At 64.7% G+C, this 25,931-nt stretch carries 22 protein-coding genes; 10 read left to right on the top strand and 12 right to left on the bottom strand.

Annotated features, from left to right (window positions below):
- The gene (locus tag AC1Q5P_RS04250) at window positions 1-780 is read left to right on the top strand and encodes an SDR family NAD(P)-dependent oxidoreductase (RefSeq protein WP_492518227.1); all 780 of its coding nucleotides are present in this window, start codon (window positions 1-3) and stop codon (window positions 778-780) included.
- A 53-nt stretch (window positions 781-833) separates the two neighbouring features.
- Here the strand turns inward: AC1Q5P_RS04250 and AC1Q5P_RS04245 are convergent, their stop codons facing one another.
- From AC1Q5P_RS04245 to AC1Q5P_RS04225, 5 genes are read right to left on the bottom strand one after another with little or no spacing between them, the layout of a single operon-like run.
- Entirely contained in the window at window positions 834-2,519 is a 1,686-nt protein-coding gene (locus AC1Q5P_RS04245; protein WP_039334481.1) for a GMC oxidoreductase, read from the bottom strand.
- A 14-nt stretch (window positions 2,520-2,533) separates the two neighbouring features.
- A complete protein-coding gene (locus AC1Q5P_RS04240) occupies window positions 2,534-3,148 on the bottom strand; it encodes a gluconate 2-dehydrogenase subunit 3 family protein (protein WP_052242365.1) in 615 nt (204 codons plus the stop codon).
- A gap of 60 nt (window positions 3,149-3,208) precedes the next feature.
- Complete coding sequence (locus AC1Q5P_RS04235) at window positions 3,209-4,066, bottom strand: sugar phosphate isomerase/epimerase family protein (protein WP_492518226.1); 858 nt, start codon at window positions 4,064-4,066, stop codon at window positions 3,209-3,211.
- 3 nt (window positions 4,067-4,069) lie between these two features.
- Complete coding sequence (locus tag AC1Q5P_RS04230; protein ID WP_492518225.1) at window positions 4,070-5,362, bottom strand: MFS transporter; 1,293 nt, start codon at window positions 5,360-5,362, stop codon at window positions 4,070-4,072.
- A 32-nt stretch (window positions 5,363-5,394) separates the two neighbouring features.
- Window positions 5,395-6,309 carry a ThuA domain-containing protein gene (locus tag AC1Q5P_RS04225; RefSeq protein WP_492518301.1) on the bottom strand — a complete coding sequence of 305 codons (915 nt, stop codon included), beginning with the start codon at window positions 6,307-6,309 and terminating at the stop codon, window positions 5,395-5,397.
- Window positions 6,310-6,591: 282 nt separating this feature from the next.
- On the opposite strand from AC1Q5P_RS04225, the gene AC1Q5P_RS04220 reads away from it, so the two are divergent.
- Window positions 6,592-7,368: an SDR family NAD(P)-dependent oxidoreductase gene (locus AC1Q5P_RS04220; RefSeq protein ID WP_492518224.1), complete on the top strand. Its 777-nt coding sequence runs from the start codon at window positions 6,592-6,594 to the stop codon at window positions 7,366-7,368.
- Between the two features lie 27 nt (window positions 7,369-7,395).
- Here the strand turns inward: AC1Q5P_RS04220 and AC1Q5P_RS04215 are convergent, their stop codons facing one another.
- Window positions 7,396-8,049, bottom strand: coding sequence for a TetR/AcrR family transcriptional regulator (locus tag AC1Q5P_RS04215; RefSeq protein ID WP_039334487.1), 654 nt, complete (start codon window positions 8,047-8,049; stop codon window positions 7,396-7,398).
- A gap of 65 nt (window positions 8,050-8,114) precedes the next feature.
- Window positions 8,115-10,040 (bottom strand): flavin-containing monooxygenase, encoded by a 1,926-nt coding sequence (locus AC1Q5P_RS04210; RefSeq protein WP_492518223.1) that lies wholly within the window; start codon window positions 10,038-10,040, stop codon window positions 8,115-8,117.
- Between the two features lie 135 nt (window positions 10,041-10,175).
- On the opposite strand from AC1Q5P_RS04210, the gene AC1Q5P_RS04205 reads away from it, so the two are divergent.
- The 3 genes from AC1Q5P_RS04205 to AC1Q5P_RS04195 all read left to right on the top strand — a co-directional run bounded on the left by AC1Q5P_RS04205 (window position 10,176) and on the right by AC1Q5P_RS04195 (window position 15,798).
- The gene (locus tag AC1Q5P_RS04205) at window positions 10,176-11,606 is read left to right on the top strand and encodes an NAD-dependent epimerase/dehydratase family protein (protein WP_492518222.1); all 1,431 of its coding nucleotides are present in this window, start codon (window positions 10,176-10,178) and stop codon (window positions 11,604-11,606) included.
- Window positions 11,607-12,003: 397 nt separating this feature from the next.
- Window positions 12,004-14,472 carry a TonB-dependent receptor gene (locus tag AC1Q5P_RS04200; RefSeq protein WP_492518221.1) on the top strand — a complete coding sequence of 823 codons (2,469 nt, stop codon included), beginning with the start codon at window positions 12,004-12,006 and terminating at the stop codon, window positions 14,470-14,472.
- Between the two features lie 213 nt (window positions 14,473-14,685).
- On the top strand, window positions 14,686-15,798 hold the full coding sequence (locus AC1Q5P_RS04195) for an acyl-CoA dehydrogenase family protein (RefSeq protein ID WP_062343338.1): 1,113 nt from the start codon (window positions 14,686-14,688) through the stop codon (window positions 15,796-15,798).
- A gap of 27 nt (window positions 15,799-15,825) precedes the next feature.
- On the opposite strand, the gene AC1Q5P_RS04190 is transcribed toward AC1Q5P_RS04195, so the two are convergent.
- Complete coding sequence (locus AC1Q5P_RS04190; RefSeq protein ID WP_492518220.1) at window positions 15,826-16,821, bottom strand: alpha/beta hydrolase; 996 nt, start codon at window positions 16,819-16,821, stop codon at window positions 15,826-15,828.
- Window positions 16,822-16,924: 103 nt separating this feature from the next.
- Between AC1Q5P_RS04190 and AC1Q5P_RS04185 the strand changes: the two genes are divergently transcribed.
- Both AC1Q5P_RS04185 and AC1Q5P_RS04180 read left to right on the top strand, forming a co-directional pair.
- Entirely contained in the window at window positions 16,925-17,386 is a 462-nt protein-coding gene (locus tag AC1Q5P_RS04185; RefSeq protein WP_492518219.1) for a VOC family protein, read from the top strand.
- Window positions 17,387-17,407: 21 nt separating this feature from the next.
- Window positions 17,408-18,262: an SDR family NAD(P)-dependent oxidoreductase gene (locus AC1Q5P_RS04180; RefSeq protein ID WP_492518218.1), complete on the top strand. Its 855-nt coding sequence runs from the start codon at window positions 17,408-17,410 to the stop codon at window positions 18,260-18,262.
- Window positions 18,263-18,311: 49 nt separating this feature from the next.
- Here the strand turns inward: AC1Q5P_RS04180 and AC1Q5P_RS04175 are convergent, their stop codons facing one another.
- Genes AC1Q5P_RS04175 through AC1Q5P_RS04160 form a run of 4 tightly spaced genes read right to left on the bottom strand, consistent with a single transcriptional unit; the run spans window position 18,312 to window position 22,707 of the window.
- On the bottom strand, window positions 18,312-19,211 hold the full coding sequence (locus tag AC1Q5P_RS04175; RefSeq protein ID WP_492518217.1) for an NAD(P)-dependent oxidoreductase: 900 nt from the start codon (window positions 19,209-19,211) through the stop codon (window positions 18,312-18,314).
- A gap of 18 nt (window positions 19,212-19,229) precedes the next feature.
- Entirely contained in the window at window positions 19,230-20,666 is a 1,437-nt protein-coding gene (locus tag AC1Q5P_RS04170) for an aldehyde dehydrogenase family protein (RefSeq protein ID WP_492518216.1), read from the bottom strand.
- Window positions 20,666-21,904, bottom strand: a complete 1,239-nt coding sequence (locus AC1Q5P_RS04165) for a CaiB/BaiF CoA transferase family protein (RefSeq protein WP_492518215.1) — start codon at window positions 21,902-21,904, stop codon at window positions 20,666-20,668. Before AC1Q5P_RS04165 ends, AC1Q5P_RS04170 begins: the two co-directional genes overlap by 1 nt.
- Window positions 21,901-22,707 (bottom strand): crotonase/enoyl-CoA hydratase family protein, encoded by an 807-nt coding sequence (locus AC1Q5P_RS04160; protein ID WP_492518214.1) that lies wholly within the window; start codon window positions 22,705-22,707, stop codon window positions 21,901-21,903. Before AC1Q5P_RS04160 ends, AC1Q5P_RS04165 begins: the two co-directional genes overlap by 4 nt.
- Before the next feature lie 100 nt (window positions 22,708-22,807).
- Between AC1Q5P_RS04160 and AC1Q5P_RS04155 the strand changes: the two genes are divergently transcribed.
- From AC1Q5P_RS04155 to AC1Q5P_RS04145, 3 genes are all read left to right on the top strand, one after another.
- Entirely contained in the window at window positions 22,808-23,683 is an 876-nt protein-coding gene (locus tag AC1Q5P_RS04155) for a LysR family transcriptional regulator (protein ID WP_492518213.1), read from the top strand.
- Window positions 23,684-23,802: 119 nt separating this feature from the next.
- Window positions 23,803-24,948 (top strand): acyl-CoA dehydrogenase family protein, encoded by a 1,146-nt coding sequence (locus tag AC1Q5P_RS04150; RefSeq protein ID WP_492518212.1) that lies wholly within the window; start codon window positions 23,803-23,805, stop codon window positions 24,946-24,948.
- Between the two features lie 14 nt (window positions 24,949-24,962).
- Window positions 24,963-25,928: an acyl-CoA dehydrogenase family protein gene (locus AC1Q5P_RS04145; RefSeq protein ID WP_492518211.1), complete on the top strand. Its 966-nt coding sequence runs from the start codon at window positions 24,963-24,965 to the stop codon at window positions 25,926-25,928.
- Window positions 25,929-25,931 lie beyond the last annotated feature (3 nt).

Genomic DNA, 25,931 nt, shown 5'->3' with positions numbered 1-25,931 from the left:
ATGGGAAAGCTTGCAGGCAAGGTGGCGATCGTCACCGGTGGCGCGCGGGGCATGGGCGCGGCGACGAGCCGGCTGTTCGTGGCCGAGGGCGCGAAAGTGGCGATTGCCGATGTGCTGGACGAGGCCGGTGAAGCACTGGCCGCAGAGCTTGGCGATGCGGCGCGGTTCTTCCATCTGGACGTGACCGACGAGGCCAATTGGGCTGCCGTTGTCGGCGAAGTTGAAGCAACGCTGGGACCAGTCGACGCGCTGGTCAACAATGCCGGCATCCTGATGTTCAAGAGCCTGCTCGAGACGACCAAGGCTGATTACGAAAAGGTATTGGGCGTCAATCTCGTCGGCGAGTTCCTCGGCATCAAGGCGGTGGCGCCGGGCATGATCGCGCGTGGGCGCGGTTCGATCGTCAATGTCTCTTCCGTGGACGGGATGAAGGGCGCGAACAGCCTGGTTGCCTACGCCTCGTCCAAGTGGGGCGTGCGCGGGCTGACCAAGGTGGCGGCGATGGAGCTGGGCCACAAGGGCGTTCGGGTGAACTCGGTCCACCCCGGCGGAGTCGACACGGTGATGTCCAACCACTCCGGCGCGCCGCGCGAGGAAGTGGACAAGGGCTATGGCAACGTGCCGTTGCAGCGCATCGGCGGGCCGGAAGAGGTGGCCGCAGCCAGCGCCTTCCTCGCCAGCGACGAGGCCTCCTACATCCACGGCGCAGAGATCGTGGTCGACGGCGGAATGACCACCGGCAGCTACTACATGGGCTTCCCCGGATCGCCGGGAATGTAATTCCGGGCATCTCCTGCTTGAAGGGCTGCCCTTGCAGGCAGCCCCCGAGCGGTTCAGATCTTGCCTTCCTTCAACATCAGCACCGCATTGTGCGCGGCGCGGGCCGACATCGCCATGTAGGTGAGCGACGGGTTCTGGCAGCCCGACGAGGTCATTACCGCGCCATCGGTGCAGAACAGGTTCGGCGCCTCGTGCGCCTGGTTCAGCCCGTTGAACACCGAGGTCATCGGATCGCGGCCCATGCGGGCGCTGCCCATCTCGTGGATGCCCAGACCCGGCGGTCCCGGTTCGGTCCGCTGGTAGACGACAGTGCCGCCGGCGGCTTCGATCATGGTCCGGGCATCGGCCTGGATCTGCCTGGCCATCTTCTTCTCGTTTTCGCGCAGCTGAACGTCGATGTGGAGCAGCGGAATGCCCCACTTGTCCTTGCGCGTCTGGTGCAGCGTCATCCGGTTATCGGGATGGGGCAGCATTTCGCCAAAGCCCGAGATATAGGCGACCCACGGCCCGAACTTGCGGTTCCGCTCCTTGATCTCCTGGCCGATTCCCGCGGAAGCATCGGGCTTTCCGCCCTGCCGGGTCACTGCGCCCTGATAGCCGTAGCCGCGCACGAAGCCGTCGGCGTCCTCGGTCACGTTGCGATAGCGCGGGATGTAGATGCCGGTGGGACGGCGGCCGTGATAATAGCTGTCGGCTGGATAATGCGGCATCACGCCGGCTGTCGCCAGCGCATACATGTGGTCCATGATGTTGCGGCCGACCTGGTCGGACTTGTTGCACAGGCCGCGCGGATTTGCCTCGTTCGCCGAGTTCAGCAGGATCTGCGCCGATCCGATGGTCGATGCGTTGAGGAAGAAGACCTTTGCCTCATAGGTCCGCCCCTCCATGGTCTTGGCATCGATCACCCGCACGGCCGTGATCCTGCCACTGGCCGGGTCCTGCACCAGGCTGTGCACGATCGCATCGGTGACGATGGTCAGGTTGCCGGTGCGCTCTGCCGCGGGGAAGGATGAGGACAGGCTGGTGTGGTTCGCCCCGAAGCTGCAGCCGCGTTCGCAGATCGAACGGTTCTGGCAGCTGGTGCGCCCCAGTTCCTCGTGGTGTGGCTGGGCGACCGAGAGGTTGGCATTGCGCCCGATGATCACCTTGCGGCCCGAGAACTTCTCCTCGACCGATGCCTTGAACAGCTTTTCGGCATCGTTCATTTCCCATGGAGGCAGGAATTCGCCATCTGGCAGTTGCGGCAGGCCTTCCTTTGACCCTGCCACGCCGATGAACTTCTCGACATGGCTGTACCACGGCGCGAGGTCGTCATAGCGGATCGGCCAGTCGACGCCGTGACCGTCCTTGGCGTTGGCCTCGAAATCCATGGGCGAAAGACGATAGGCTTGGCGGCCCCACATGATCGAACGCCCGCCGAGGTGATAGCCGCGGATCCAGCTGAACGGGCGGTCTTCTGGCGTGGTGTAGGGATGTTCGCTGTCCTTGACCCAGAACTGCTTGGTCGCGGCATTCACGGCATAGCACTGGCGCTGCACAGGATAGTCGCGCGCCAGTTCCTCTTCGGGAATCTCGTTGTTGTTGGGCAGCTCCCACGGCATCTGGGTGTCGTTGTAGTCGCTGACGTGTTCGACCTTGCGGCCGCGCTCTATCACCAGGACCTTCAGGCCGCGTTCGGTCAATTCCTTGGCGGAAATGCCCCCGCTGATACCCGAGCCGATAACGATGGCGTCAAACATGAATCTATCTCCGCTCAGAACGGACCGAGGCCGAGGAAAGGCCGGGATTTCGGGGTAAGCTTGACCGAGGCCTGGTAGGGGCCGGGCACGTGATCATAGACCAGCTCGTGCTCGCTGCCGGTCGGGCTGTAGTAGTAGAGGCCGATGACCAGCTCCTTCAGCCGCTTGTAACCGGCATCGGTCGGTACGGTCCCCGTCTGCAGGAACCCCGCCTTGTTGGCATCGAGCGGGGCTGTCGGCTTGAGCGCGGCGGCATCGTGGGCGCGCAGCACCGTTTCGCGCTCCTTTGCGGAAAGCGCGGCAAAGCTGCGCCCCTTGGCAGCTTTGGCCGAGGCATCGATCCGGTCAAGCGCCGCGAGGATCTCGGCCCGGGTGGCCGACGCGGCCCAGTTCTTCAGCATCGCGTCAAGCCGGGCGGGGACTTGCGCCGCAAGCGCGCCCGGCGTGTCGGTGACGGGCAGCATCGTGTCGGCCACGCTTGAAAGCAGCGCAAAGCGTGGGGCGGGGAGGAAGGGCGTGGTCTTGCCGGCCGGTGCCGCAAGTGCCTCGATTGGAAGCGCTGCCGCGCCGAGCAGGGCAGCGAAGCCGGCCAAGATGCCACGGCGATCGGTTTCGGGAAGATCAATCATCGGCAGTCTCCGTGTTCTGGCTTGCGTCTTGGCGCAGGGCAAAAATGGCAGGTGTGGACATCATGCCTGGCCCCAGCATGCGCGGATAAAGTGGTGCCCCTCGGTGTAGACCTCTTCCGGGCTGCTGAAGAAATCGCGCCATACGCGGGTTGCGGCGGCGAGCTCGGGCAGGCCCTTGCCGAAGGCCTCGATGGTCAGCCAGCCATCGTACCCCGTCTGCTTGAGTGCGGCGATGGCCTCGGCAATCCTGGCATGCCCGCGCCCCGGAGTGCCGCGATCGTTCTCGCTGATGTGGACATGGGCCACGTGGCCGCGCGCCAGTGCCTTGCGCAGCGCCGCCACCGGGTCCTTCTCCTCGATATGGGCATGGAAGGTATCGTAAAGGATGCCGAACCCGGGTGCATCGAGACGGTCCAGATAGGCGCTCGCCTGTTCGCAGGTGTTGAGCAGGTAGCACTCGAAGCGGTTGAGGGGTTCCAGCGCCAAAGGCAGGTTTGCCGCGCGGGCGCGTTCGGCAACTGCCCGGTGCACCTCGGCGCAACGCTCAAGCTCGGCCTCGGTCGGCCCGGCCCCGCTGAACAGCCCGAGCGGCTGGAACAACGGTCCGGCCAGAACCTGCGCGCCGAGCGCTGCTGCGCAATCGATCACGCGCTCAAGATGCTGGACCGCACGGGCGCGGACTGCGGGATCGGGTGAAATCGGATTGTGCGCTTCGTCCGGAAGAATGGCCGTTGCCGTGCGTTCGAGCCCGATGCCGTCAAGGATGTCGGCCAGCCCGGCAAAGTGCGCGCTGCTCGAAACGTCGAACATCGGGACTTCCACGCCGTCGAACCCGGTGTCCTTCAGCGCTGCGAGCAGCGGCGCATCAGCGGGCGTGACATGCCCCGTCCACAGCAGCAGGTTGATGCCGACCTTCACGGATCAGGCCTTTCCGCTTTTCCGTTCGACGAGGCGCACGGCGAGGAAGATGAAGAAGAGCACCACCGGAATGATGGCAATGGTCTGGAAGCTCTTCTCGGCAGCGTAGGCAAGAACCTGCTGCAAGGCATCGCTGCCGGGCTGCAATGCGGCGAAGGCTTCTTCGCCCCCGGCCTTCTCCAGCTTGGCCCTGTCATAGATCGCGCCGAGTTCGGGGAGCACGAAGTAGATCGCCAGCGCGCCGGCAAAACCGACCAGGCCAATGCCCCATGGGCCAGAGCGCGGGTATCGCCGCGAAACTGCCGCCAGCATGGTCGGCCACATGAAGCACACGCCGAACGCCCAGACCGTTGCCGCCAGTACCGCCGTAACGGGTGAGTTCGCCAACGACAGCAGGTACAGGCCCACGGCCGCGGGCACCGTGCACATCAGCAGAAGGCCCATGTCGGAAAAACGATGTTCCAGCGCGCCGGCGAAATGGCGCATGACGAACATGATCGCAGAGACATAGACCAGCACGAGGATGCCCGGCATGCCGACGGTATTGGTCAGCGTCACATCGACCCATGCGCCCGGCGCCAGTTCGCTCGACGCGGTCAGGAACATGATGGCGAAGAATACCCAGAAGCTCGGCCGCTTGAACGGCTCGGTCATCATCTCGCCGAAGGAGACGCCTGCCACGGCGCTTTCGGTCTGCGGGAACTGGTGGCGGGCTGCCCAGATTGCCAGAGCCACGCCGGGAATGAGGCACAGGCCCACCAGCGCCTGCCACGGCAGGTCGAGCGACTTGAAGAACAGGACCGAAAGCAGACCGCCGAGGATCAGGCCTGCCGGCCACCAGGCGTGCAGCTCGTTGAGCTTGCCTGTCTTCTCGTCGGGAAAGAGCGTGGCCACCACGGGATTGATCGAGGCCTCGGTCGCTCCCCAGCCGCAGCCCCACAGCACCATGGCCAGGTTGAGCACGAGCATGATCGAGGCGGGTGGAGCGTTCCCCGCCAGCAGGACAAGGAGCGGGCCGAGGATGAAGCAGGCCGAGGCGAACAGGATCACCTTCTTTGCGCCCAACTTGTCGAGCAGCGGCGAGATGACCAGCAAGCTGATGGCAAAGCCGAGGAAAGAGTTGCCGAGCACGACGCCGATAAGCTCGCCCGAATGCTGCGGGTCGATCGGATCGAGCAGGGCTGTCTTCATTGCCCCGGCGGCGCCTGCGCGCACGGCGTTCGCCAGTGCCGCACAGAACAGGGCAAGGACGCAGATCCAGAAGATCGATTTCCTGTTCTGGGATGTGGTTGCCATGAAAGAATTCCCCGCCCGTTCCTGTGGTTGCTCTATTTCGGTTGCTTGCTTTGCGCGGGCCCGGCGGCGCTGGCGGCATCGCTGCCGCAGCCGCTGCCGGCGCGCTTCATCGCCCACTGTACCGCACCCGTAAGGAACTGGCGGTACTGGGGATCGTCGTAAGTCTGTGCAGTGTGGCCTGCCGCAGCGTAGAACACGCGCCCTTGGCCAATGCATCGCCACCACGCCACGGGATGGTCCTTGCCCATGGCAAGTTCGGTGCCCATGAACGAACCCGGCTTGTAGCTGCCCTCGTCGATCGTGGCGAGAACGGTCAGCCCGGGGATGCCGCGCGGCGACTTGTCGAAGGAATACCATTCGTCGACATGATCGAACCTGTCAGGCAATGACGCGGTCGAAGGGTGCGCATGGGTTTCGACGTTGACGGCAGCGCTCTGGAACTGCGGGTCCATCGGATGGCCGATGAAGTTCGTGCCGATCACCGAGGTGACATACCAATCCCACGCCTTGTGCGAATTGTCGCCCGCGCCGTGGATCCCGACATAGCCACCGCCATTTTCGAGATAGGCCTTGAACGCAGCGCGCTGTTCGGGCGTGAAGACGTCGCCGGTGACGTTGGAGAACACCACGGCATCGAAGCGGGACAGGATCTCGGGGCTGAAGGCCGCTCCGTTCTCCGTCTGGTAGAGGCCCCAGCCATTCTGCCGGGCCAGCGCGTCGAACATTTTCGCAGCAGCGGGAATCGCCTCTTCATGGCGAAAGGCATTGGTCTTCGAGAAGACCAGCACGGCGGGGCGCGGAATGTTGGCGGGAATTTGCGGCGGGACCGTCTCATAGACTTTGACACCGCCCAGGAACACGCGCTGGATCAGGTCCCAGTTGCGCCACGCCAGGATCGCCATGACTACCGCGGCCGCAAGCAACAGCAGGCCGAGCACCTTCAGCACTTTGCGCAATATCGCTCTCCCCGCGCCGTCGATCCTTTTGGACCCCAATTAGATAGCGCTGTCAATGTGGTTGGTAACCCGCATGCCCGGCCAGCGCAAGGCCATGGCAGTTCACGAGGATGGTGAGTAAAAACTTAGTTCCTTTACGCACCATGATGGGTATATGTCTACGCATTCCTGGCAAGTCGGCGAGGCATGCTTCACCTTTGCGCATCCTGTCATGCGTATGGCGTGGGCTCTGGCCCCTGATGAGCACTCGATTGACGTGAAGAAGGGACGATCATGACCAACCGACTTGCCGGCCGCCGCATCATCGTTTTCGGCAGTGCGACGGGCATTGGCGCAGCCACCGTTCGCCGCCTTGCCGAGGAGGGCGCGCAGGTATGCGCAGCAGATATCAACATCGCCGGTGCGACGAAGGTTGCCGAGGAAGCCGGTGGCGCCACATTCGCCGTCCATGTCGACATCGCTGACGAAGCCTCCGTCCAGCAGGCGACCGCGGCCGCGGTGGATCGGTTCGGCGGGCTTGATGGAGCGCATATCAACGCGGCCGACCTGCGCGTGATCATGGAAGATTCCGATGCCTTGGCGATCGACCTCGCCACCTTCGATCGCACTATCGCGGTAAACCTGCGGGGCCACCTGCTGTGTACCCGCGCAGTCCTGCCTCACCTCGTTGCCAGTGGGGAGGGCGCGATTGTCTATACCAGTTCGGGCGCTGCCCACGGCGCCGAGCCAACACGTCCCTGCTATGCCATGGCCAAGGCCGGACTTAACGCATTGATGCGCCATGTCGCGGCACGCTGGGGAAAGGATGGGGTCACGGCCAATGTCCTCGCGCCCGGCTTCACCGTCACGGGCGAGATGAAGGCGCAGATGGACGCGAATGCCGAGGAGGCCAGGAAGTGGGCGGACTACTACATGGCCCGCACCCCCCACACGCGCCTCGGTACATCCGAAGACCATGCCGGCGTCGTCGCCATGCTGCTGTCGCAGGACGGGCGCTGGATCAATGGCGGGATCTTCGATGTCAACGGCGGCTCGCTGATGCGCGCCTGAATGCCGGCGTAGCCCTTTCGGCAGCGCTCAATCGCGCAGGTGGCGCTCGATCGCTTCGTCGGTGAAGCCCACCCCGCGGCAGCAGAACCATACGGCGTCGCGGATGAGGTCCTCGGTGTTGCCGTGGTAGGGCGAGCGTTCGACGTTCGAAGCCAGCACGTTGAGCACGGTGCCGACGTGTTCGGTGAACAGCGAGGTGTTGGCGACCGAGATTTCCCGGCCCACCACCTCGCCAGCGTCGCGCGCCTGGCGCAAGGCGGCGGTGAGGCGATGATTCATCAACCGGTGCGCGCGGCGATAGACCAGCGTGGCAAACCGCGCGTCGCCGATCAGGCTGGCAAGCAGCAGGCGGAAGCCTTCCTTGAAGCGCACCTGGGACGGCCCGATGACGAGGCTGAAATAGGCATGGAGATTGCGGACCAGCGCCCGCCCGTTGAGTTCCTGAAGCCCGAGGATCTCGTAGCTGGCATCCTGTTCGCGGATCACTTCGCGCAGGACGGCGCGGTAGAGCGCCTCTTTCGAGGGGAAGTGCCGGTACATCAGCGCTTCGGATACGCCCGACCGCTTGGCAATCTCCTGCGTGCGCGCCGCTTCATAGCCACTCTGCGCGAAAATTGCGCGGGCGTTGGCGAGAATGAGCGCCTTGCGGTCTTTCGCGGGGAGGCGGGTGCGTTTGGTCACGCATCCCGACTAGGGCGAAACCCCGGTCCCGCGCAAGAGAGATGCATGGAACCGGGTTGGCGGTCTCAATCGATCAGGCGATAGCAGCCCGGTTCCGGGCGGCGGGTGGCGTTGAAGAAATCGACCAGGCGCCAGGGCCACGACAGGAAGACACGGCCTTTCGAGTTGTTGTAGTAGGAATTGGCGCGCGGGTGGGTCCAGATCATCTGCGGCATGCGCTCGTCCACCTTGCGGTTCCAGGCATCGAATGCGTCCTGCTCCACCTCGAAGGCGCGGGCGCCGGCTTCGGTGATGCGATCGAGCGCCTCGATGATCCAGTTGACCTGCGCTTCGGAGATAAGGTTCTGGCCGGCGGCGTGATTGGGCGCGCTGTTGGGGCCAACGGTGTGGAAGTAGTTGGGATAGCCCGGGACGCACATGCCAAGGTAGCTGCGCGGGTCTTCCGCACCCCATTCCTCGCCCAGTTCACGCCCGCCTTCGCCCCTGATCACAAGGTTGCCGACCATCTGCGCGACGTTGAAACCGGTGGCGCAGATGATCACGTCGCACTCGAACACCGAGCCGTCTTTCGCCTCGATGCCATTTGGCAGGATGCGGGCGATGCCCTGCGTTTCCAGGTGGACGTTGGGGCGGGCGAGCGCATCGAACCAGCCATTGTCGAGGATAATGCGCTTGGAGAAGATCGGGAAATCGGGGGTGAGCTTCTCGATCAGGTCGGGCCGGTCGGCAAAGCGCTGCTGCATGTAGCCGAGCGCGTACTGGCGCGTCATCTCGTTGCCTTCGGAGACGGCCAGCATGTTGCCTTCCCACGCCGGGTCCTTGAGCACGTTCGAGAACAGTCCGTCGGCCGCAGCCCAGTAGACGCGGAAGCGGAACCATTCCTTGAAGGTTGGGATGTTGGCCAGCGCCCACTTCATCCCCTCGCTCACCTCGTGGGCGATTTCCGGATTGTAGAGCACCCAGTGCTTGGTGCGCTGATAGACGGTGAGTTCGGCCACCTCGGGCGCGATCGCGCCGCAGAGCTGGGCCGAGCTGGCTCCGGTGCCGATCACGGCGACGCGCTTGCCCTTCAGGTCGAGATCGGCGGGATAGGCGGCGGTGTGGACGACGGGGCCCTTGAAGCCGGACAGGCCCGGGATGTCCGGCATCTTCGGGCGGTTGACCGGACCGTGGCCGTTGATCACCGCGTTGACGACAAGGTCTTCTGTCTGGCCATCGGTACGGCGGACAGTGACGGTCCAGGTGCAGGACTTCTCGTCCCAGACCAGCTTTTCGACCGTGGTGTTGAAGCGGATGTCGCGGCGCAGGTCGTACTTGTCGGCAACGCCCGTCATGTAGCGCTGCATGTCGGCGCCGTGGGGGTGGTAGTGCTGCCAATCGGGCCAGATTTCCCAGCTGAAGCTGTAGAAGTGGCTGGGCGTATCGACGCCGACGCCGGGGTAGCGGTTTTCGTACCAGGTGCCGCCGACTTCGGGGTTCTTCTCGATCACGACGAATTCATAGCCCGCCTCGCGCAGCTTGGTGGCGGCGGCCATGCCGGTCATGCCCGCGCCGATGACGAGCACCTTGAAGCCGGCCTCGGGGGCAGGACGATCGGGCAGCTTGCTGCGGTCTATCCAGGGACGGAAGCCGCACTGGTCGTTCACCAGGTCGACGAACTCGGTGTCCACCGGTTCGCCGACGGTCACCGACATTATGCGCTGGACGAGCGCGTCCGAGGGTTCGCTGCTGGCGAGGCCTTCGCCGGTGGTGAGCAGGTGCCGCAGCTTGAGACGCAGCGCGTCGGCCAGCTCGTCGGGAATTTCCGTCGGAGGATAGGAGAACGCGGGCCGGATATGGGGCGCGAACTGTTCGAGCAGATCGGTATCGTGCGAGAGATGGACATAGGCCGCAAGCAGGGTCGGCACGTTCGCTTCATCGAGCGCGCGGGCAAGGTCCGGGCCATTGGCCAGTGGTGTAAAGTTGGTGCGCTCAGCCAGAATCGCGTTCATCTCGCCTCTCCGTTTTGATAAGTGGGCACTTACATCATAATTCGGAATTGGCAAAGAGGTCTGTGCAAGCGGTTGACTGCCAGCTTGATTTAATCGAACTTATGAGGACGATTATAACCAGCGAGGCAGCCCGACGTGGCGATTTCCACCAAGAAGACGATCTTCCTGACCGGTGCGACCGGCAACATGGGCAGCGCGACCCTTGCCGAACTGGCGGGCAGGGCAGACCGCTTCCGGGTCCGCGCATTGGTGCGGCCGGAGGAGCAGGGCCACCCGGTGGTGAAGCGGTTCGCAAAGCATCCGGCGGTGGAGTGGCTCAGCGGCGATCTGACCAGCGCGCAGGACATGCGCCGCGGTATCGACGGCGTGGATCAGGTGCTGCACATCGGCGGCATGGTCTCGCCCCTTGCCGACCAGTTCCCCGAACTGACCATGAAGGTGAATGTCGGCGGGGCGCGCAACATCGTCGAGGCGATCAAGGCGGCAGGGCAGGCAGAGACTACGGCCCTCGTCTATATCGGCACGGTGGCGCAGACGGGGCACCGCAATGCGCCGGTCCACTGGGGCCGCACGGGCGATCCGATCAAGATCAGCCGGTTCGACCAGTACGCAGTGAGCAAGACCCAGGCTGAAGCCATCGTCGCGCAAAGCGGGCTGAAGCGCTGGGTCTCGCTGCGCCAGACCGGCATTGCGCATCCGGGCATCTGGAAGATCTTCGACCCGATCATTTTCCACAACCCGTTCAACGGCGTGTTCGAATGGGTGACGGTGGGCGATTCGGCCCGGCTTGCGGCGAATGCCTGCGAGGATGCCGTGCCCGAGACGTTCTGGAAGCGCTTCTACAACATCGGCGGCGGGGATAAGCTGCGGGTCACCAATCACGAGTTCGCCCGCATCACCGCACGCGCGCTGGGGCAGAAGGATGCCTTCGCCAGCTTTCGCCCGCACTGGTCGGCGACGCGCAACTTCCATGGCCAGTGGTATGCGGATTCGGATCGGCTCGAGGAGATGGTGCCGTTCCGCTCCGAGACGCTGGAGGACTGGGCACAGGCGATGGTCGCCAGCATGCCGGTGCCGGTGCGGCTTGTCGCCCGGTGGTTTCCGGGCGCGGGGCGCAGCCGGATGGAGAAGCTGGCCAAGGGCCCGGGGGGCACTCTCAACTGGATCGCGAATGACGACCGCGAGCACATCGATGCCTATTTCGGATCGCGCGAGGCGTGGGAGCGGCTGCCGCGCACCTGGGCCGACTTCGAGTTCCGCCAGCCCTCGCGCGAGGTCTCGCTGCTCGACCACGGTTATGACAGCGAGAAGCACGAGCAGGACTGGACCGGCGACGATCTCAAGTCTGCCGTCGCGTTCCGGGGCGGCAAGCATGTTGGTGCGATGGGCGGTGCCGACGAGCCGACGCAAATCCGCTGCGCCATGGGCCATGACTTCACGATGACGCCCCGGCTCTACCTCAAGGGCGGCCACTGGTGTCCGACCTGCATGGTCGATCAGGACAGCTACGATGCGAACAGGGCCGCCAATCCGTTCTTCGCGCAAGTCTGGCCCGACATGGATTGAGCCCCGGGGACTCAGGCGAGCGACTGTAGCGGGTGCGCGGTAAGGCGCTTTCGCCCTTTGGTTATTGCGTTGCGAAAATGGCGCATTCTTACGCAAATCCCCCGCCGCAGGCCAATTACGACCGAATAAGATCGCTATTGAGCGAATCTGATTTGACGCACCCGGCATCTTTTGTTAGTTAAGACTAACTTCGGCGTGATTGAATGCAAGGACCGAGGGGGAGTGAGTCTGATCTTGGGCGCATGGGCCGGTCCAGCACGATGGACGGTAGGCGCGCTATCGCTCCCCTGAAGTCACCGCACGATCCCGCCGGAATCGGACCGAGCGATCGGCACAAATGCAGGCGCGAAACGCAGGCGGGGCCACCTCGCTCTTTCGGCCAACGAGGGGAGGAAACATGAAGTCCGACAACACCAGGTTCGCGCTGCTGCTCGGCGCCAGTGCAATCGCGATGCTGCTGCCAGGTGCAGCCATGGCGGCCGAGCCGGCCGACGCCGCGCCGCAGGCGGCAGAGGAAGCGCCGAGCAACGAGATCATCGTTACCGCCACCCGCCAGTCGCAGAAACTGCAGGACGTGGCGATGACGGTGAACGTGGCCACCGGCGAACAGCTCGAGAAGTTCAAGATCTTCGACGTCAAGGACGTGCAGCAACTCGCTCCCGGCCTTGAACTGACCAATGTCAGCGGCCGCAACAACACCACGACGCTGCGCGGCATTTCATTCGACCCCGATCAGGGCACCTCGCCCGCGGTGCAGGTCTACCTCAACGAGATCCCGACCGACGCACAGACGGTCTACACCGCGATCTATGACGTGCAGCAGATCGAAGTGCTTCGCGGGCCCCAGGGGCTGCTGCGCGGCCTTTCGGCGCCGGCTGGCGCGATCACCATCGCCACGCGTCGCCCCAGCTTCGAAAAGCCTGAGGGCTACGCGCAGATCACCGGCACGACCCGTGCGGGCTACAACGCGCAGATGGGGGCCTCGCTGCCGTTCTCCGACACGTTCGCGATCCGCGTTGCCGCGCTGGTCGACGGCAACCGCCTCAACCACGTCTATAACGTGACCCGCAAGGAACGCTCGAAGAGCACCACCGAAAGCGCGCGCATCACGCTGGGCTGGAAGCCGACCGACAACTTCACCGGCTACCTGACCTATCAGTACCTCGAAGCCGACAACCGCCAGTTCCAGCAGGTCATCGGCGCGGGCAATACGCCCTACAGCCAGTATTTCACGATTCCGGTTCCGGGTGTGGGCGATCTTCCGGCGCTGCTCGCCGGTGTGTTCGTGCCCGATACGACTGCGCGGTCGGGCCCGGCGCTGACCACGGACGATTATGCCTCGGTGCAGGATGGTGCCTTCCGCAACATCAACAAGTCGCACATCGTCAACCTCAACCTTGACTACGATCTCGGGCCCGCGACAATCGCCTTCGTGGGGGCGCACCAGTTCAGCAGGCTCGACATCCAGCGCGATCTTGATGTGACCAATGCGCTGCCGGGCTATGTGCAGTATTCCGATGTGGTGACGCCCTACAAGGTCGACACGGCCGAATTGCGCCTGACCTCGAACAACAGCGAAGGTCTTGGCTGGGGTCTTGGCGCGTTCTACACGAAGCAGACCGGCACGACCGTGGTCAACCAGGATGCATCGCAGTTCTGGTATGCGGTAAGCCCTAATGCGCAAGTCAACCTGCCATTCGCCGCGATCGGTTTGCCGATCCCCGGCTTCACGCCGTTCACGCTGCCCAACACGCTGGGCATCGCAACGCGCGTCAACGTGCCGGTCAACAACCAGACCTGGTCGTTCAACGCCAACCTGCGCTACCGCTCCGGCCCGCTGTCGATCGAGGGTGGCGTGCGCTATTCGATCATCAAGAGCGTTCAGACCACACAACTGACGCTGAGCGGCGCCGTCAATAGCGGCCCGACCGAGATCATCCCGCCGGCCCTGCAGCGCAATACCAACAAGCCGGTGACGGGCGGCGTGAATATCTCCTACGAGATCACGCCGAACCTCAACGTGTTTGCCGCCTATGGCCACTCGTTCCGCGCCGGCAGCACGGGCGTTGCCGTGCCGGCCGGAATTTCCAACGACCTGATCCGCACCAATCCGGAAAAGAGCGATTCGTTCGAGGGCGGGATCAAGGGCACGATGTTCGATCGCCGCGTCAGCTATTCGCTTTCGGGCTATTACCAGAAGATCGACAACTTCCTGTCGCGGTTCACCGACATCTATTACAACGCTCCCGCGAACCAGCCGGCCACCGGGTTCTTTGACTTCAACTACAATGCCGATGCCACGATCAAGGGCGTCGAAGCCTCGTTCGACGGGCGCGTTTCGGACAACTGGGACCTGGGCGTGTCGGCCGCATACACAAAGGCGCGGTTCGACAATGCCCGCGTGCCGTGCACCGACTTTGCCGGCACCGGCGTCCCCAACCGCAACGGCACGCCAAAGGTTACCGGCACGGGCAATGTCAGCTATTGCGTGGCCAATGGTCGCCTCGCCGAAGTTCCGGACTTCAGTCTGACTGCCAACACCGAACTGCGCCTGCCGATGGGCTCGGTGACGCCGTTCGTGCGCGCCCTGTTCACCTATCGTCCGGGCTTTGATTCAGAGCGGGCGCAGTACACCTATCAGTCGCGCGAACTGCTCAACATGTTCCTGGGCGTGCGCACCGACGACGGCAAATGGGAGTTCGACGTGTTCGCCCGCAACCTGCTCGACCAGCGGCGCATCACCAACCGTGGCCTCGGCAACGGGACGGTGGATTCCCTGATTGCAGGCACCTTCAATTCGGGCTTCCGGCAGGTCAGCCTGACCAACCCGCGCGAATTCGGCGCCACGCTGAAGTTCAACTGGTAATTGCCTGTCGCGCTTGGCGAAATCTGCAGGGGCCGCTCGCAAGGCGGCCCCTGTGTCGTAGACGGGTGTGCGGCGTAGATGCGCTGCACTTTGGTGCAAATAGACAATTTCACCAGTGTTTTTGCGGCAAAGTTTTGTCTAGATGCTTTGCAAGGCGCAAAATGCGTATCATAAGATTCACATGGCTACGCACTAGGTGTCGAGGGGTATTAAATGTCGATCTCAGCAGCCACGCTCGATCTCGTCGCGGCTCATGCCGAAGAAGGGCGCAAGGCGCGGCGCATTTCCGACAAGGTCGTGGAAGCACTGCGGCAAGAGGGCTTCTTCCGCCACTTTACCCCCGCCAGCCACGGCGGACGCGAAGGGACGCCGCAGGACTTCTTCCTCGACCAGATCGCCATTGCCGAACGCGACATGAGCACCGCCTGGGCGCTGGGGATCGTCGCGGTTCACAACTACCAGATCGCGATGATGGCCCCTGAGACACAGGCCGAGGTTTTCGCCGATGGCCCGGACGCCATGATCTCCAGTTCCTACAATCCGGTGGGCGCGAAAGTGCAGCGCACCGAAGGCGGCTTCCTGCTGTCGGGCCGTTGGGGCTGGTCGAGCGGGAGCCTGCACTGCAACTGGGTGCTGCTGGGCGGGATGGTGGCCGAAGAGGGCCATCGCACCTTCCTCGTGCCCGCCGGCGATTACCGCATCGACGATACCTGGCACACCATGGGCCTGCAGGGCACCGGCTCCAACGATATCGTGATCGACACACCGGTTTTCGTGCCCGAGCGCCGCAGCCACAAGCAGATGGACGGGTTCAATTCGGTCCACCATCAGGGCAGCGGCGTCTATGACCTGCCATGGGCGCAAGTGTTCATTCGCGTGGTCAACACCGCCGCGATAGGTGCAGTGCGCCATGCCATCGCGCTGTTCAGGGATCGCGTCGGCCTCAGCTCCACCGACATGACCAAGTCCGCCGCCGACCCTGATGTGCTGGAACGCATCGCCCGGGCCTCCAACCTTGCCGAGGAATGCCTGACGGTGATGGTCAGCAACTTCGAGGCGATGGAAAGGGCGGGCTGGAAGCCGACCATCGAGGACCGCGTCCGCTATCGTTATCAGGCCAGCCTCGTGGCTGATCGCTGCATCGAGGCGATGGACCTGCTGATGGACGTGGCCGGTGGCCGCTCGGTCTATCTCGGCAGCGATTTCCAGGATCTGTGGCATGACGTGCGCATGTCGCGCGCGCATGTTGCCAACAATCCGGTCGGCTTTGCGCGCAACTATGCCAGCGTGCTGATGGGCGCCGAGAACCGCGACTTCTTCCTGTAAGTCGCGGTTCTTGTCGGCGCAGCTGATCTATGTTGCGCCGATGCCCAGGTGGCGTTCGAAGAAGCGCGCCATGAGGTCGATTGCCTCGCGCGATTCCGGCAGAGCCACGCTGAACCAGAAGCCGTGCGGCATGGCCTCGAACACGTGAAGGTCGGCATCGCGCCCGGCCTTGCGCAAGGCACGGTGGAACATGGCCGCCGAACTCAGCACCGCATCGCGCGTACCGGTGACCAGCAGCGTCGGCGGGAAGTCCGAAAGGTCGCCCTTGATCGGGGTCAGCAGCGGATCGTTGCGGTCCGCCGCTCCAACAAAGACACCGCGTTCGCACAGCGGATCGTCCAGCTTTGCGCCGACGTGGCCGTAGAAGCCCGACAGCGTCAGGTAGTTGAAGGTATCGCCCAGCTGCGTCACGTCGCCGCCGGCGGTGAACACGCCGCAGGCAGCCGGTAGTGGAAGCCCTTCCTTCTTGAACCGCATGATCGCCATGGCCGTGAGGAAGCCGCCAGCCGAGGTGCCGAACAGGATCACGTCACTTGCCGCATGGGTCTTCAGCGCATCGCGATAGACCGCGACGATGTCGTCCACGGCCGCGGGGAAGGGGTGCTCGGGCGCAAGACGATAATCGACGGCGATGACTTCGCACCCGGTTTCGGCAGCAATCGGGATGGCTTCCACCAGCGAGCCCGAACCCATGACGAAGCCGCCACCGTGCAGGTTGATCAGAAGCTTGCCAGCATGGCGCACGCCGTCCCTGGGCGCAATGCGATGGCAGCGCACGCCGTCGATCGCGGTCTCCTCGACCGTGCAGGGATAGGCTTCCAACGCCTGCTGGTTCAGCCACTCGAACATCGGCGCCAGCGGTTCGCGCATCAGCCACATCGGCACCGGGGGCGCGTCCTCGGGCATCTGCTGGTTGGGATCGAAGCGCAGATAGGCCTTGGCCTCCTCGCTGATCGTATCGGGCACGTCGAGCTTGATCCGGCCCAGATCCACGACCCCGTTTTCAACATCATAGCTGCGCATCAGGCTTGTTCCTTCCGGCCTTTCGGCTTGTCATTGCGTAACATATGCGCGAAGAGGCTACGATAATCAATGATAGTGAGTGCTGATTCACTTTCCTTGCGGAATGTCTGAGAGGCCGGCTCGCAAGGCCAGTCACGACATCGCGCAGCGCGAACGGGAGAACGATACGATGACCGCAATTTCCGGCTTCACGAAGCTGATCTGCCGCGATGAAGAGGCGATGGCCTCCTACTACGTGGCGGTCTACGGCTACGGCATTGTCCAGAGGGTGGCTGGCTCAAGCGATGGCGAGCCGTTCCGCGAAGTGATCCTCGCTCCGGGGGGTGACTGGACCAAGGGCTCGCTGGTCATGTTCAACTTTACCGAGCGCGCTGCTCCCCGCGACCAGCAGGTCATCCTCGGCTTCGTGGTCGAGGATCTCGACGCACTTGTCGAAAAGATCACGGCGAACGGCGGCAAGCTGGTCGGCCCCATTCGCGAGGAGGCTGATCACGGCGTGCGCGTGGTATTCGCGACCGATCCCGAAGGCGCGCTGTGCGAAAACGTGCAGATGCTGGCCCATTGATCCGCAGCGGAGAGTAAGTTCATGGCCTTGGACAAGGACGTATTTGCAGGCGGCGTGGCCGTCGTAACCGGTGCCGGTTCCGGCATTGGCGCAGGGCTCGCCCGTCGCGCCGGCGCGCTCGGCATGACCGTGGTGGTGACCGACATCAACGAGGCCGCCGCCGCTGAAACTGTCGCCGCGATCAAGGCGGTCGGCGGGAAGGCCGAAGCCGAAAAGGTCGACGTGTCGATTCCCGAAGAGCTCGATCGCCTCGCCGAACTGGTATTCGCCCGGCATGGCGAAGTGCGCCTGCTGATCAACAACGCGGGTATCGAGACCGTCGGCTACACCTGGGAAGTGCCCACGGCGCGCTGGGAAGCTGCGCTGAACATCAACCTCCATGGGGTGATCCACGGCGTGCGGGCCTTCGTCCCCCGCATCATCGCCAGCGGCAAGGAAGCTTGGATCGGCAACCTTTCCTCCGTTGGCGCCTTCGGACAGATGCCCGCGCAGACCGCCTATATCGTCACCAAGCACGCGGTGCAGGCGTTCAGCGAATGCCTCTATCTCGAGATGGAATTGAAGAAGCTGCCGATCCACGTATCGGCGATCATCCCCGGCATGATGCGCACCAACATCTTCAATGCGGAAGGCGGCGAGGGGGAACCGGCCAACGCCAGCGGCCACCGCCGCGCGATGTTCGAGATGATGCGCGACTACGGCATGGACCTCGACGAGGGCTGCCGCCTGTTCCTCGAACAGATGGCAGAAAACAGGTTCTGGGTGCACAGCCAGCCCGAGATGAGCGAGCAGGCCCTTGGCGGGCGCATCCGTTTCATGCAGGAGCAGACCCCGCCGGTCATGCCGGACATCGCCCGCCAGATCGCGGCGGATTGAGAGGCACGGCAGCGGCGCGCCTTTCGGCGCGCTGCTCTTCCGGCTGACTTCAGCTTGTGCGCGGGGTTTCCACCGCGGCGTTGCGGCAGGCCCATTCGAGCAGAGCCGAATAATCCTTCTTCGCGAATTCCGGCACGGCGCGGGCTCCGCCATAGACGGCGTGAGCGGCCGCGCCGACCGGCAGGCCCATGCGGTATTCCGCCGCAGCCGTCATCGCCAGGGTCATGTCCTTGAAGGCAAGGTCGATGGTGAAGCCGGGGGTGGTATCGCCCTTCAGCACCTTGTTGACCATCAGCGTGTGCAACTGGCCGTTCTGCGCCGTTGTGCTGCCGGTGACCTTCAGGATCGTCTCGATATCTAGGCCAAGACGCGTGCCGAGCGCGACGGCTTCGGCGCTGACTTCGGCGATGGTCAGCAGCAGGAAGTTGTTCACCAGCTTCATCCGGCTGCCCATGCCCTGCCCGCCGCAGCGCATGATGTCCTTGCCCATGGCATTGAGCAGCGGCTCGACGCGGGCGAAGTCCTCGTCGCTCGCGCCCACCATGAACAGCGATTCCCCGCGCTCGGCATGGAGCACGAGGCGGCCGATCGGGCTGTCGACGAAGGCCACGCCCTTTTCGGCACAGGCCCTGGCGACGCGGTCGGTGCCGTTGGCATCGATGGTCGACATGTCGAGCAGCAGCGTGCCGGGCTTCATCTGAGCCAGTGCGCCATCGGGGCCGAGCACCACGGCCTCCACATGGGGCGTCGCGGGCAGGCAGGTGATCACCACCTCGACATCCCTCGCGGCTTCGGCCACAGAGCCCGCCTTGCGCCCGCCCAATGCCACGATCTCGTCGGCGCGGGTCGGGTCGATGTCATAGGCGATGACGTCAAAACCCTTGCGCACCAGATGCATGGCCAGTGGCAGGCCCATCGCGCCAAGGCCGATGTATGCAACAGTCGTCATATCTCTCTCCGACAGCGCTCAGACGGCGCCGTGATTGATGTAGCTGGTCTTGCTCTCGGTGAAGAATTCCGCGGCCGTGGAGCCGGTCTCGCGCGCGCCGTAGCCAGAGGGCGAACGCCCGCCGAGCGGGACGTGGTATTCGAGGCCCGCCGTCGGCGCGTTGACCATGACCATGCCGGCCTTCGACGCCTTGCGGAAGCGTTCCGCACTCTTGAGGCTGGTCGTGGCGATGCCGGATGACAGCTTGTATTCGCAGGCATTGGCAGCGTGGATCGCCTCGTCGAGGTCCTCGACCTTGATCACCGAAGCAATCGGCCCGAAGGATTCGTGCTGGTTGCAGCGCCATTCGGCCCTGGTGCCGGTCAGCAGCGTCGGGGCCATGTAGAGGCCCCGCGTGCGCGCTTCCACGGCACCGCCACCTGCGGCAAGCTCCGCGCCTTCGGCCTGCGCATCGATCACGAACTGCAGGTTCTCGTTGAACTGCTGCACGTTGGCGACCGGGCCGATCTGGGTCTCGGGATCGAGCGCATGGCCGACGCGGTAGCTGCCCGCCACCTTGGCCATGCGCTCGACAAAGACATCGTGGATGCCTCGCGTCACGATCAGGCGCTCGGTCCCGGTGCAGCGCTGCCCGGTCTGGATCCAGGCGCCGTTGCTGGCGATCTCGACCGCGAGATCAAGGTCGGCATCGTCGAGCACGACGAGCGCATTCTTGCCGCCGAGTTCGAGCTGACACTTGGTCATCGTCTCGGCGGCGCGGGTCAGCACGGCGCGGCCCGTGGCGGTGCCGCCGGTGAAGGTCAGGCCATCGGCCTCGTCGATCATCACGTTGCCGGTAGCGCGGCCATCACCCATGACGAGGTTGAACACGCCCGCCGGAACGCCCGCGTCTTCGATGATCTGCGCCAGCATCACCGCGCAGCCGGGTACGAAGCTGCTGGGCTTGAGCACCACCGCATTGCCATAGGCGAGCGCGCCTGCGATCTTCCATGAAGGGAGCGCGATCGGGAAGTTCCACGGGGTGATCGCGGCGATGACGCCCAGCGGTTCGCGCGTGACCAGCACGTTGAAGCCATCGCGCATCGAATTGTACCATTCGCCCTGCGCGCGGATCACGTCGCCGGCCGCGGCCTGGAAGCACTGTGCGGCGCGCAGGGCCTCGCCTATGCTTTCGGGCAGGGTCTTGCCTTCCTCGCGGCTGAGCAGCTTGCCGATCTCCGGCGCGCGCGCCTTCAGCAGTTCGGCAATGCGGTAGAGGATATCGGCCCGCGCCTGCATGTTGAACGCGGCCCATGCTGGCTGCGCCCGGCGCGCCGCCGCCATGGCCTCGCGCACTTCGGCCTCCCCAACCTTGGTATAGCTGCCCACGGTCTCATCAAGGTCGGACGGATTCTGCGTGGTGAACGGCGTTGCGCCGTCCACCCAGCGACCGTCGATGTAGTTTGCACCCTGCATCACAATGTCTCCGCAATCACGCCAGCCGCCAGCAGGCGTTCGATCTCGTCCTTGCCGAGCCCCAGTCTTTCGCTGAGCACGGCGACGGTATCTTCGCCCGAGCGTGGCGGGGCGTGGCGATATGTTGCGGGCGAGGCCGAAAGCTGGGCCGGGAAGCCAAGCACCTTGACCGGCGTCCCGTCGGATCGCGCCATCTCGTGCACCAGCCCGCGCGCTTCGATCTGCGGGTGCTCCAGCACTTCGGGAATCTCGTTCACCTTGCCGCCGGGCAGCCCCGCCGCTTCCATCGCCGCGATCAGTTCAGCCGATTTCCACCGGGCGATGGCCGGGCGCAATTGCGCGAGCAGGGCTTCGCGGTTGACGCTACGGCCAGCGCTGATCGCAAAGCGCTCGTCGTCAGCGAGGTCAGGCAGGCCGATCAGCGCGGTGAAGGCGCGGAACTGCCGATCATTGCCGAGTGCGACGAGCACGCTGCCGTCCGAACACGCAAAGTCCTGATATGGCACGGTATTGGGGTGCTGGTTGCCCATGCGGCGCGGCACCATGCCGCCGTTCATCCAGTTCGACGCCTGATTGGCGAGCAGTGCCACTTGCGTATCGAGCAGGGCAAGGTCGATCCGCTGGCCCTCGCCGGTGGCATGGCGGTGGTTCAATGCCGCCAGCACCGAAATTGCGGCGTAGAGCCCGGTCGTCAGGTCACTGATCGGGATGCCGACCTTCATCGGCCCGCCGCCCGGCTCGCCATCGGGCAGGCCGGTCACGCTCATCAGGCCGCTCATGCCCTGGACGAGGAAGTCGTATCCCCCGTTGTTGCGCAAGGGGCCGGTCTGGCCGAAGCCGGTGATCGAAAGGTAGATCAGGTCCGGCTTGACCTCGCGCAGGGACTCATAATCGAGCCCGTACTTGGCAAGGCCGCCGACGCGGAAGTTCTCGATCACCACGTCGGCCTGCGCGGCGAACCGGCGGATCAGTTCGGCGCCTGCAGGCTCGGCCATGTCGATCGCAACCGAACGCTTGTTGCGGTTGGCACAGAGGTAATAGGCGGCATCGCGGCTGCCGTCGTCAAGGAACGGTGGCCCCCACTTGCGCGTGTCGTCGCCCTGTCCCGGCTGTTCGACCTTGATCACGTCGGCGCCAAGGTCGCCCAGAACCTGTGAACACCACGGCCCCGCCAGCACGCGCGAAAGATCGAGGACGGTAATCCCGGCAAGCGGGCCGGCAACCTGCGGTTCGCTCACTCGCCCTTCAACTCCGGCTTGCGCTTTTCGAGGAAGGCACTGACCGCCTCGTGGTGGTCATGGGTGTGATGGGCCAGCGCCTGGTAAGCGGCCGAAAGCTCGAGCAGCGGGGCCAGCTTCATGTCCTGCCCTTCGCGCAGCAGGCGCTTGGCCATGCGGGTGGCATGGCCGGGGTTGGCGGCGATCGAGTGGGCGACTTCGAGGGCACGCGGCAGGAGCCGGTCAGGCGCCACGACTTCGCTGACCAGGCCGTACTCCAGTGCCTTGGCGGCGTCGATGGTGTCGCCGGTCAGCGTCATCAGGCTGGCGCGGGCCATGCCGATCACGCGCGGCAGCAGCCACGCCCCGCCATCTCCCGGCACGATGCCGAGCTTTACGAAGCTTTCCGCGAACAGAGCCTTGTCCGAAGCGATGCGGATATCGGTCATGCAGGCGAGGTCAAGGCCCGCCCCGATCGCCGGGCCGTTGACAGCGGCAACGACCGGCACTTCCAGATCGTAAAGCGCCGTCGGGATCAACTGGATGCCGGTGCGATACTGGTTGCGGATCGAGAACGGCGAGCCGCCGAACATGCCGGTCTTCTCGGCCATGTGCTTGACATTGCCGCCCGCGCAGAAGGCCTTGCCCGCCCCGGTCAGCACTACCGCACGCACCGAAGCATCGCGGGTCACGTCTGCACAGAACTGCGCGATCTCCTCGCTGTGCGCGGTTTCCGAAATGGCGTTGCGGGTGTCCGGGCGATTGAGCGTGGCGATGACCACCGGGCCATCGCGTTCGACCAGCAGGAAGGGGGTTTCGGACATCGCGCTCTCTCCATGGGCTTTTGGTTGGCTGAAACAGCTAGGCTACCCCGTCCTTTCGGGCTAATATTGAATTTTCCACATTCGATAGTGAGTATGTATCGTGGACTTGCGCCAGCTGCGCTATTTCAACGCCCTTGCCGAAACGCTGAACTTTCACCGCGCGGCAGAGCGCCTGCACATCTCGCAGCCACCGCTGACGGTCGCCATTCGCAAGCTTGAGGAAGACCTTGGCGTCGCCCTGTTCGAGCGCGATCCGCGTGGCGTGCGCTTGACGACGGCAGGCCTTGCCGCGGTTGCCCCGGCGCGCGAGGCTCTGGCGGCGGCCGAGAAAGTGCGCGAGGCCGTGCGCCAGGGCGCGGCGGGCCTGCGCGGCCGTCTGTCGATCGGCTTTATCGGCTCGGCCATCGGAGAATTGCTGCCGCGCATCGTCTCCCCCTTTCGCCACGCCTACCCGGAGGTCGAGCTCGCGCTGGAGGAGATGAACAGCGTCGAGATCGTCCGGGCCATTGCTGCGCGCCGCCTGGACGTGGGGCTGGTGCGCCTGCCGGTGATGGACTCCGCGCCCGTGGCTATCGACGTGATCGAGACCGATGAACTGGTTGCGGTGCTGCCTGCAAGCGACGTGCTGGCGCGGCGCAAGACACTTGATCTTGGCGCCTTGGCTGATCGCAGCTTCATCATCTACAGCCCGGTCAGCGTGCTCCATGCCACGATCCGGCTCGCCTGCCATCGTGCCGGGTTCACCCCGCGCGTCGCGCAGGAGGCGGTGCAGGTGCAGACCATCCTCAGCCTTGTCGAAGCCGGGCTTGGCGTGGCGCTGATCCCCGGCCGCAGCGCGCGCTTTGCCGGGGAGGGGGTGCGCATCGTCACCCTGTCAGACCCGGTGCCGATCGCGATGGGCATCGCGCGGGCCGACGAGCCATCTGTTCTGGCACGGAATTTCGTGCGCGCCGCCCTGGCCTGTGAGAAGGCCTGATATGCAATCACTATCGAACCCGGCAAAATAAATATTTGATGCAGAGTGCCTCCGGGCGCATCGCTTTGCCCTTGAGAGCGGCGCCATGATGCGCCGCCCGGGACAGGAGCCGCCTTTCCGTGTTCGATACCCTGACGCTTGCCCAGTTGCCACCCGAAGACGAAGCGCTGCGGCCTGCCATCCGCACCTTCATTGAACAGCACATTGCCGGCATCCCGATGGATCGCCGCGCGCGGTCGTGGCAGGGCTTCAGCGCCGAATTCAGCCGCGCACTGGGGCAGGCGGGTTTCCTCGGCCTCACGCTGCCCAAGGAATACGGTGGCCACGGCAAGGGCCCATTTGCGCGCTTCGTGGTGGTCGAGGAATTGCTCTGCGCCGGAGCACCGGTCGCCGCGCACTGGATCGCCGACCGGCAGAGCGCGCCACTGCTCCTGAACTTCGGCACCAAGGCGCAGCGCCGCAGGCACATTCCCGCGATCTGCCGGGGCGAACAGCTGTTCTGCATCGGCATGAGCGAGCCGGGCTCGGGCTCGGACCTTGCCAGCGTGCGCACGCGGGCCGACCGCAGCGGCGGGGGCTGGGTGGTCAACGGCCAGAAGATCTGGACCACCAATGCCATGCATTCGGACTACATGATCGCGCTGGTCCGCACTTCCGGCACTTCGGCAGACCGGCAGGCGGGGCTTTCGCAATTGATCATCGACCTGAAGGCACCCGGCGTCACGGTACGGCCCATCGTCGATCTTACGGGCGATGCGCACTTTGCCGAAGTGTTCTTCGAGAACGTCGAACTCGGCGAGGATGCGCTGGTGGGGGCAGAGGGTGAGGGCTGGAAGCAGGTCGTCGCCGAACTGGCGTTCGAACGCTCCGGGCCGGAACGCATCTATTCCAGCGCCGTGCTTTTGGATGCGTGGATACGGCACCTGCAGGCGGTGGGTCGCAGCGATTGCGCCGCGCTGGTCGGGCGGCTGACTGCCGAGCTTGCCACGCTGCGCGCCATGTCGATTGCCTGCACGGCGCGATTGGTGGCGGGGGAAAGCCCGGTGGTCGAAGCGAGCATCGTCAAGGATCGCGGCACTGGCTTCGAACAGGAATTGCCGGTGGTGATCGGCGACGATCTCGCCGCGCACCCCGATGAGGCGGTGAGCGAGGAGCTGTATCGCACGCTGCTCTACGTCACGCACATCGCGCCGAGCTTCAGCCTGCGCGGCGGCACGCGCGAGATCCTGCGCGGGATCATCGCGCGCGGCATGGGCCTGCGGTGAGGGGAGAGAAACAGATGGACATCAACGAACTGCTCGAACCCTTCGTCCGCATGCTCGATGCGGCAGCGAGCCCGGCAGTGGTCCGTGCCATCGAACACGGTGGCTCTGCCGACGCTCTGTGGAGAGAGATCGCAGAGTCAGGCTTCCTCGATGCGCTGGTTGCCGATGAACACGGCGGCGCGGGCCTGAGTCTTGCCGATATCGAACCGCTGATCGAGGCACTCGGGGCCCGCGCCGTGCCGCTGCCCGTGGCCGAAACCATGGTAGCCCGCGCGCTGTTGGCCAAAAGCGGGATTGCTGCGCCCGATGGGCCGGTCGTGCTTGTCACCTCGCTGGCGCAGCCGGTGCCGTGCGGACTGGTGGCGCAAGCGGCGCTGGTCGATTGCGGCAATGCGCTGGTGCTGTGCGACATGGCGCAGCTTTCGCCCGCGCCGACCGGCGTCACCAATTCATTGGCTGCACGCATTTCCGGCAAGCCCGAAGGCAGGAGTCTGCCCCGCTCTGCATCCGGCCTGCGCGCCATTGCCGCCGTGCTGCGCGCTGCGCTGATCGCCGGTGCCGCCGCCCGCCTGTGCGACGTGACCACCGCCTATGCATCCGAGCGGGTGCAGTTCGGCAAGCCCATCGGCCGCCAGCAGTCGCTGCAGCAGATGCTGGCGCTGATGGCCGAGGACATGATCGCCTGCCGCATCGCCGCGCAGCTTGGCGCTTCGCATGGTCTGAACTTGCCGCTCGCCGCCGCGGCCACGGCCAAGATCGCCACGTCGTCGGCCGCCCCGCGCATCGCTGCCACCGCTCATGCGGTTCACGGCGCCATTGGCATCAGCGAGGAATACGACCTCCAGCTCCTCACCCGCCGCCTGCACGAATGGCGCCTCGCAGATGGTTCGGAGGGCTACTGGTCGCAAGTGCTGGGGCAAAGCCGACTCGCGTCGACCGTGACAAGCGTGGACTGGATCAGGCAAAGCGTCTTCGCCTGATCC

Source organism: Novosphingobium sp. GW835-FHT14H07 (assembly GCF_058793515.1).
This window is presented reverse-complemented; position numbering and strand designations above follow the sequence as displayed.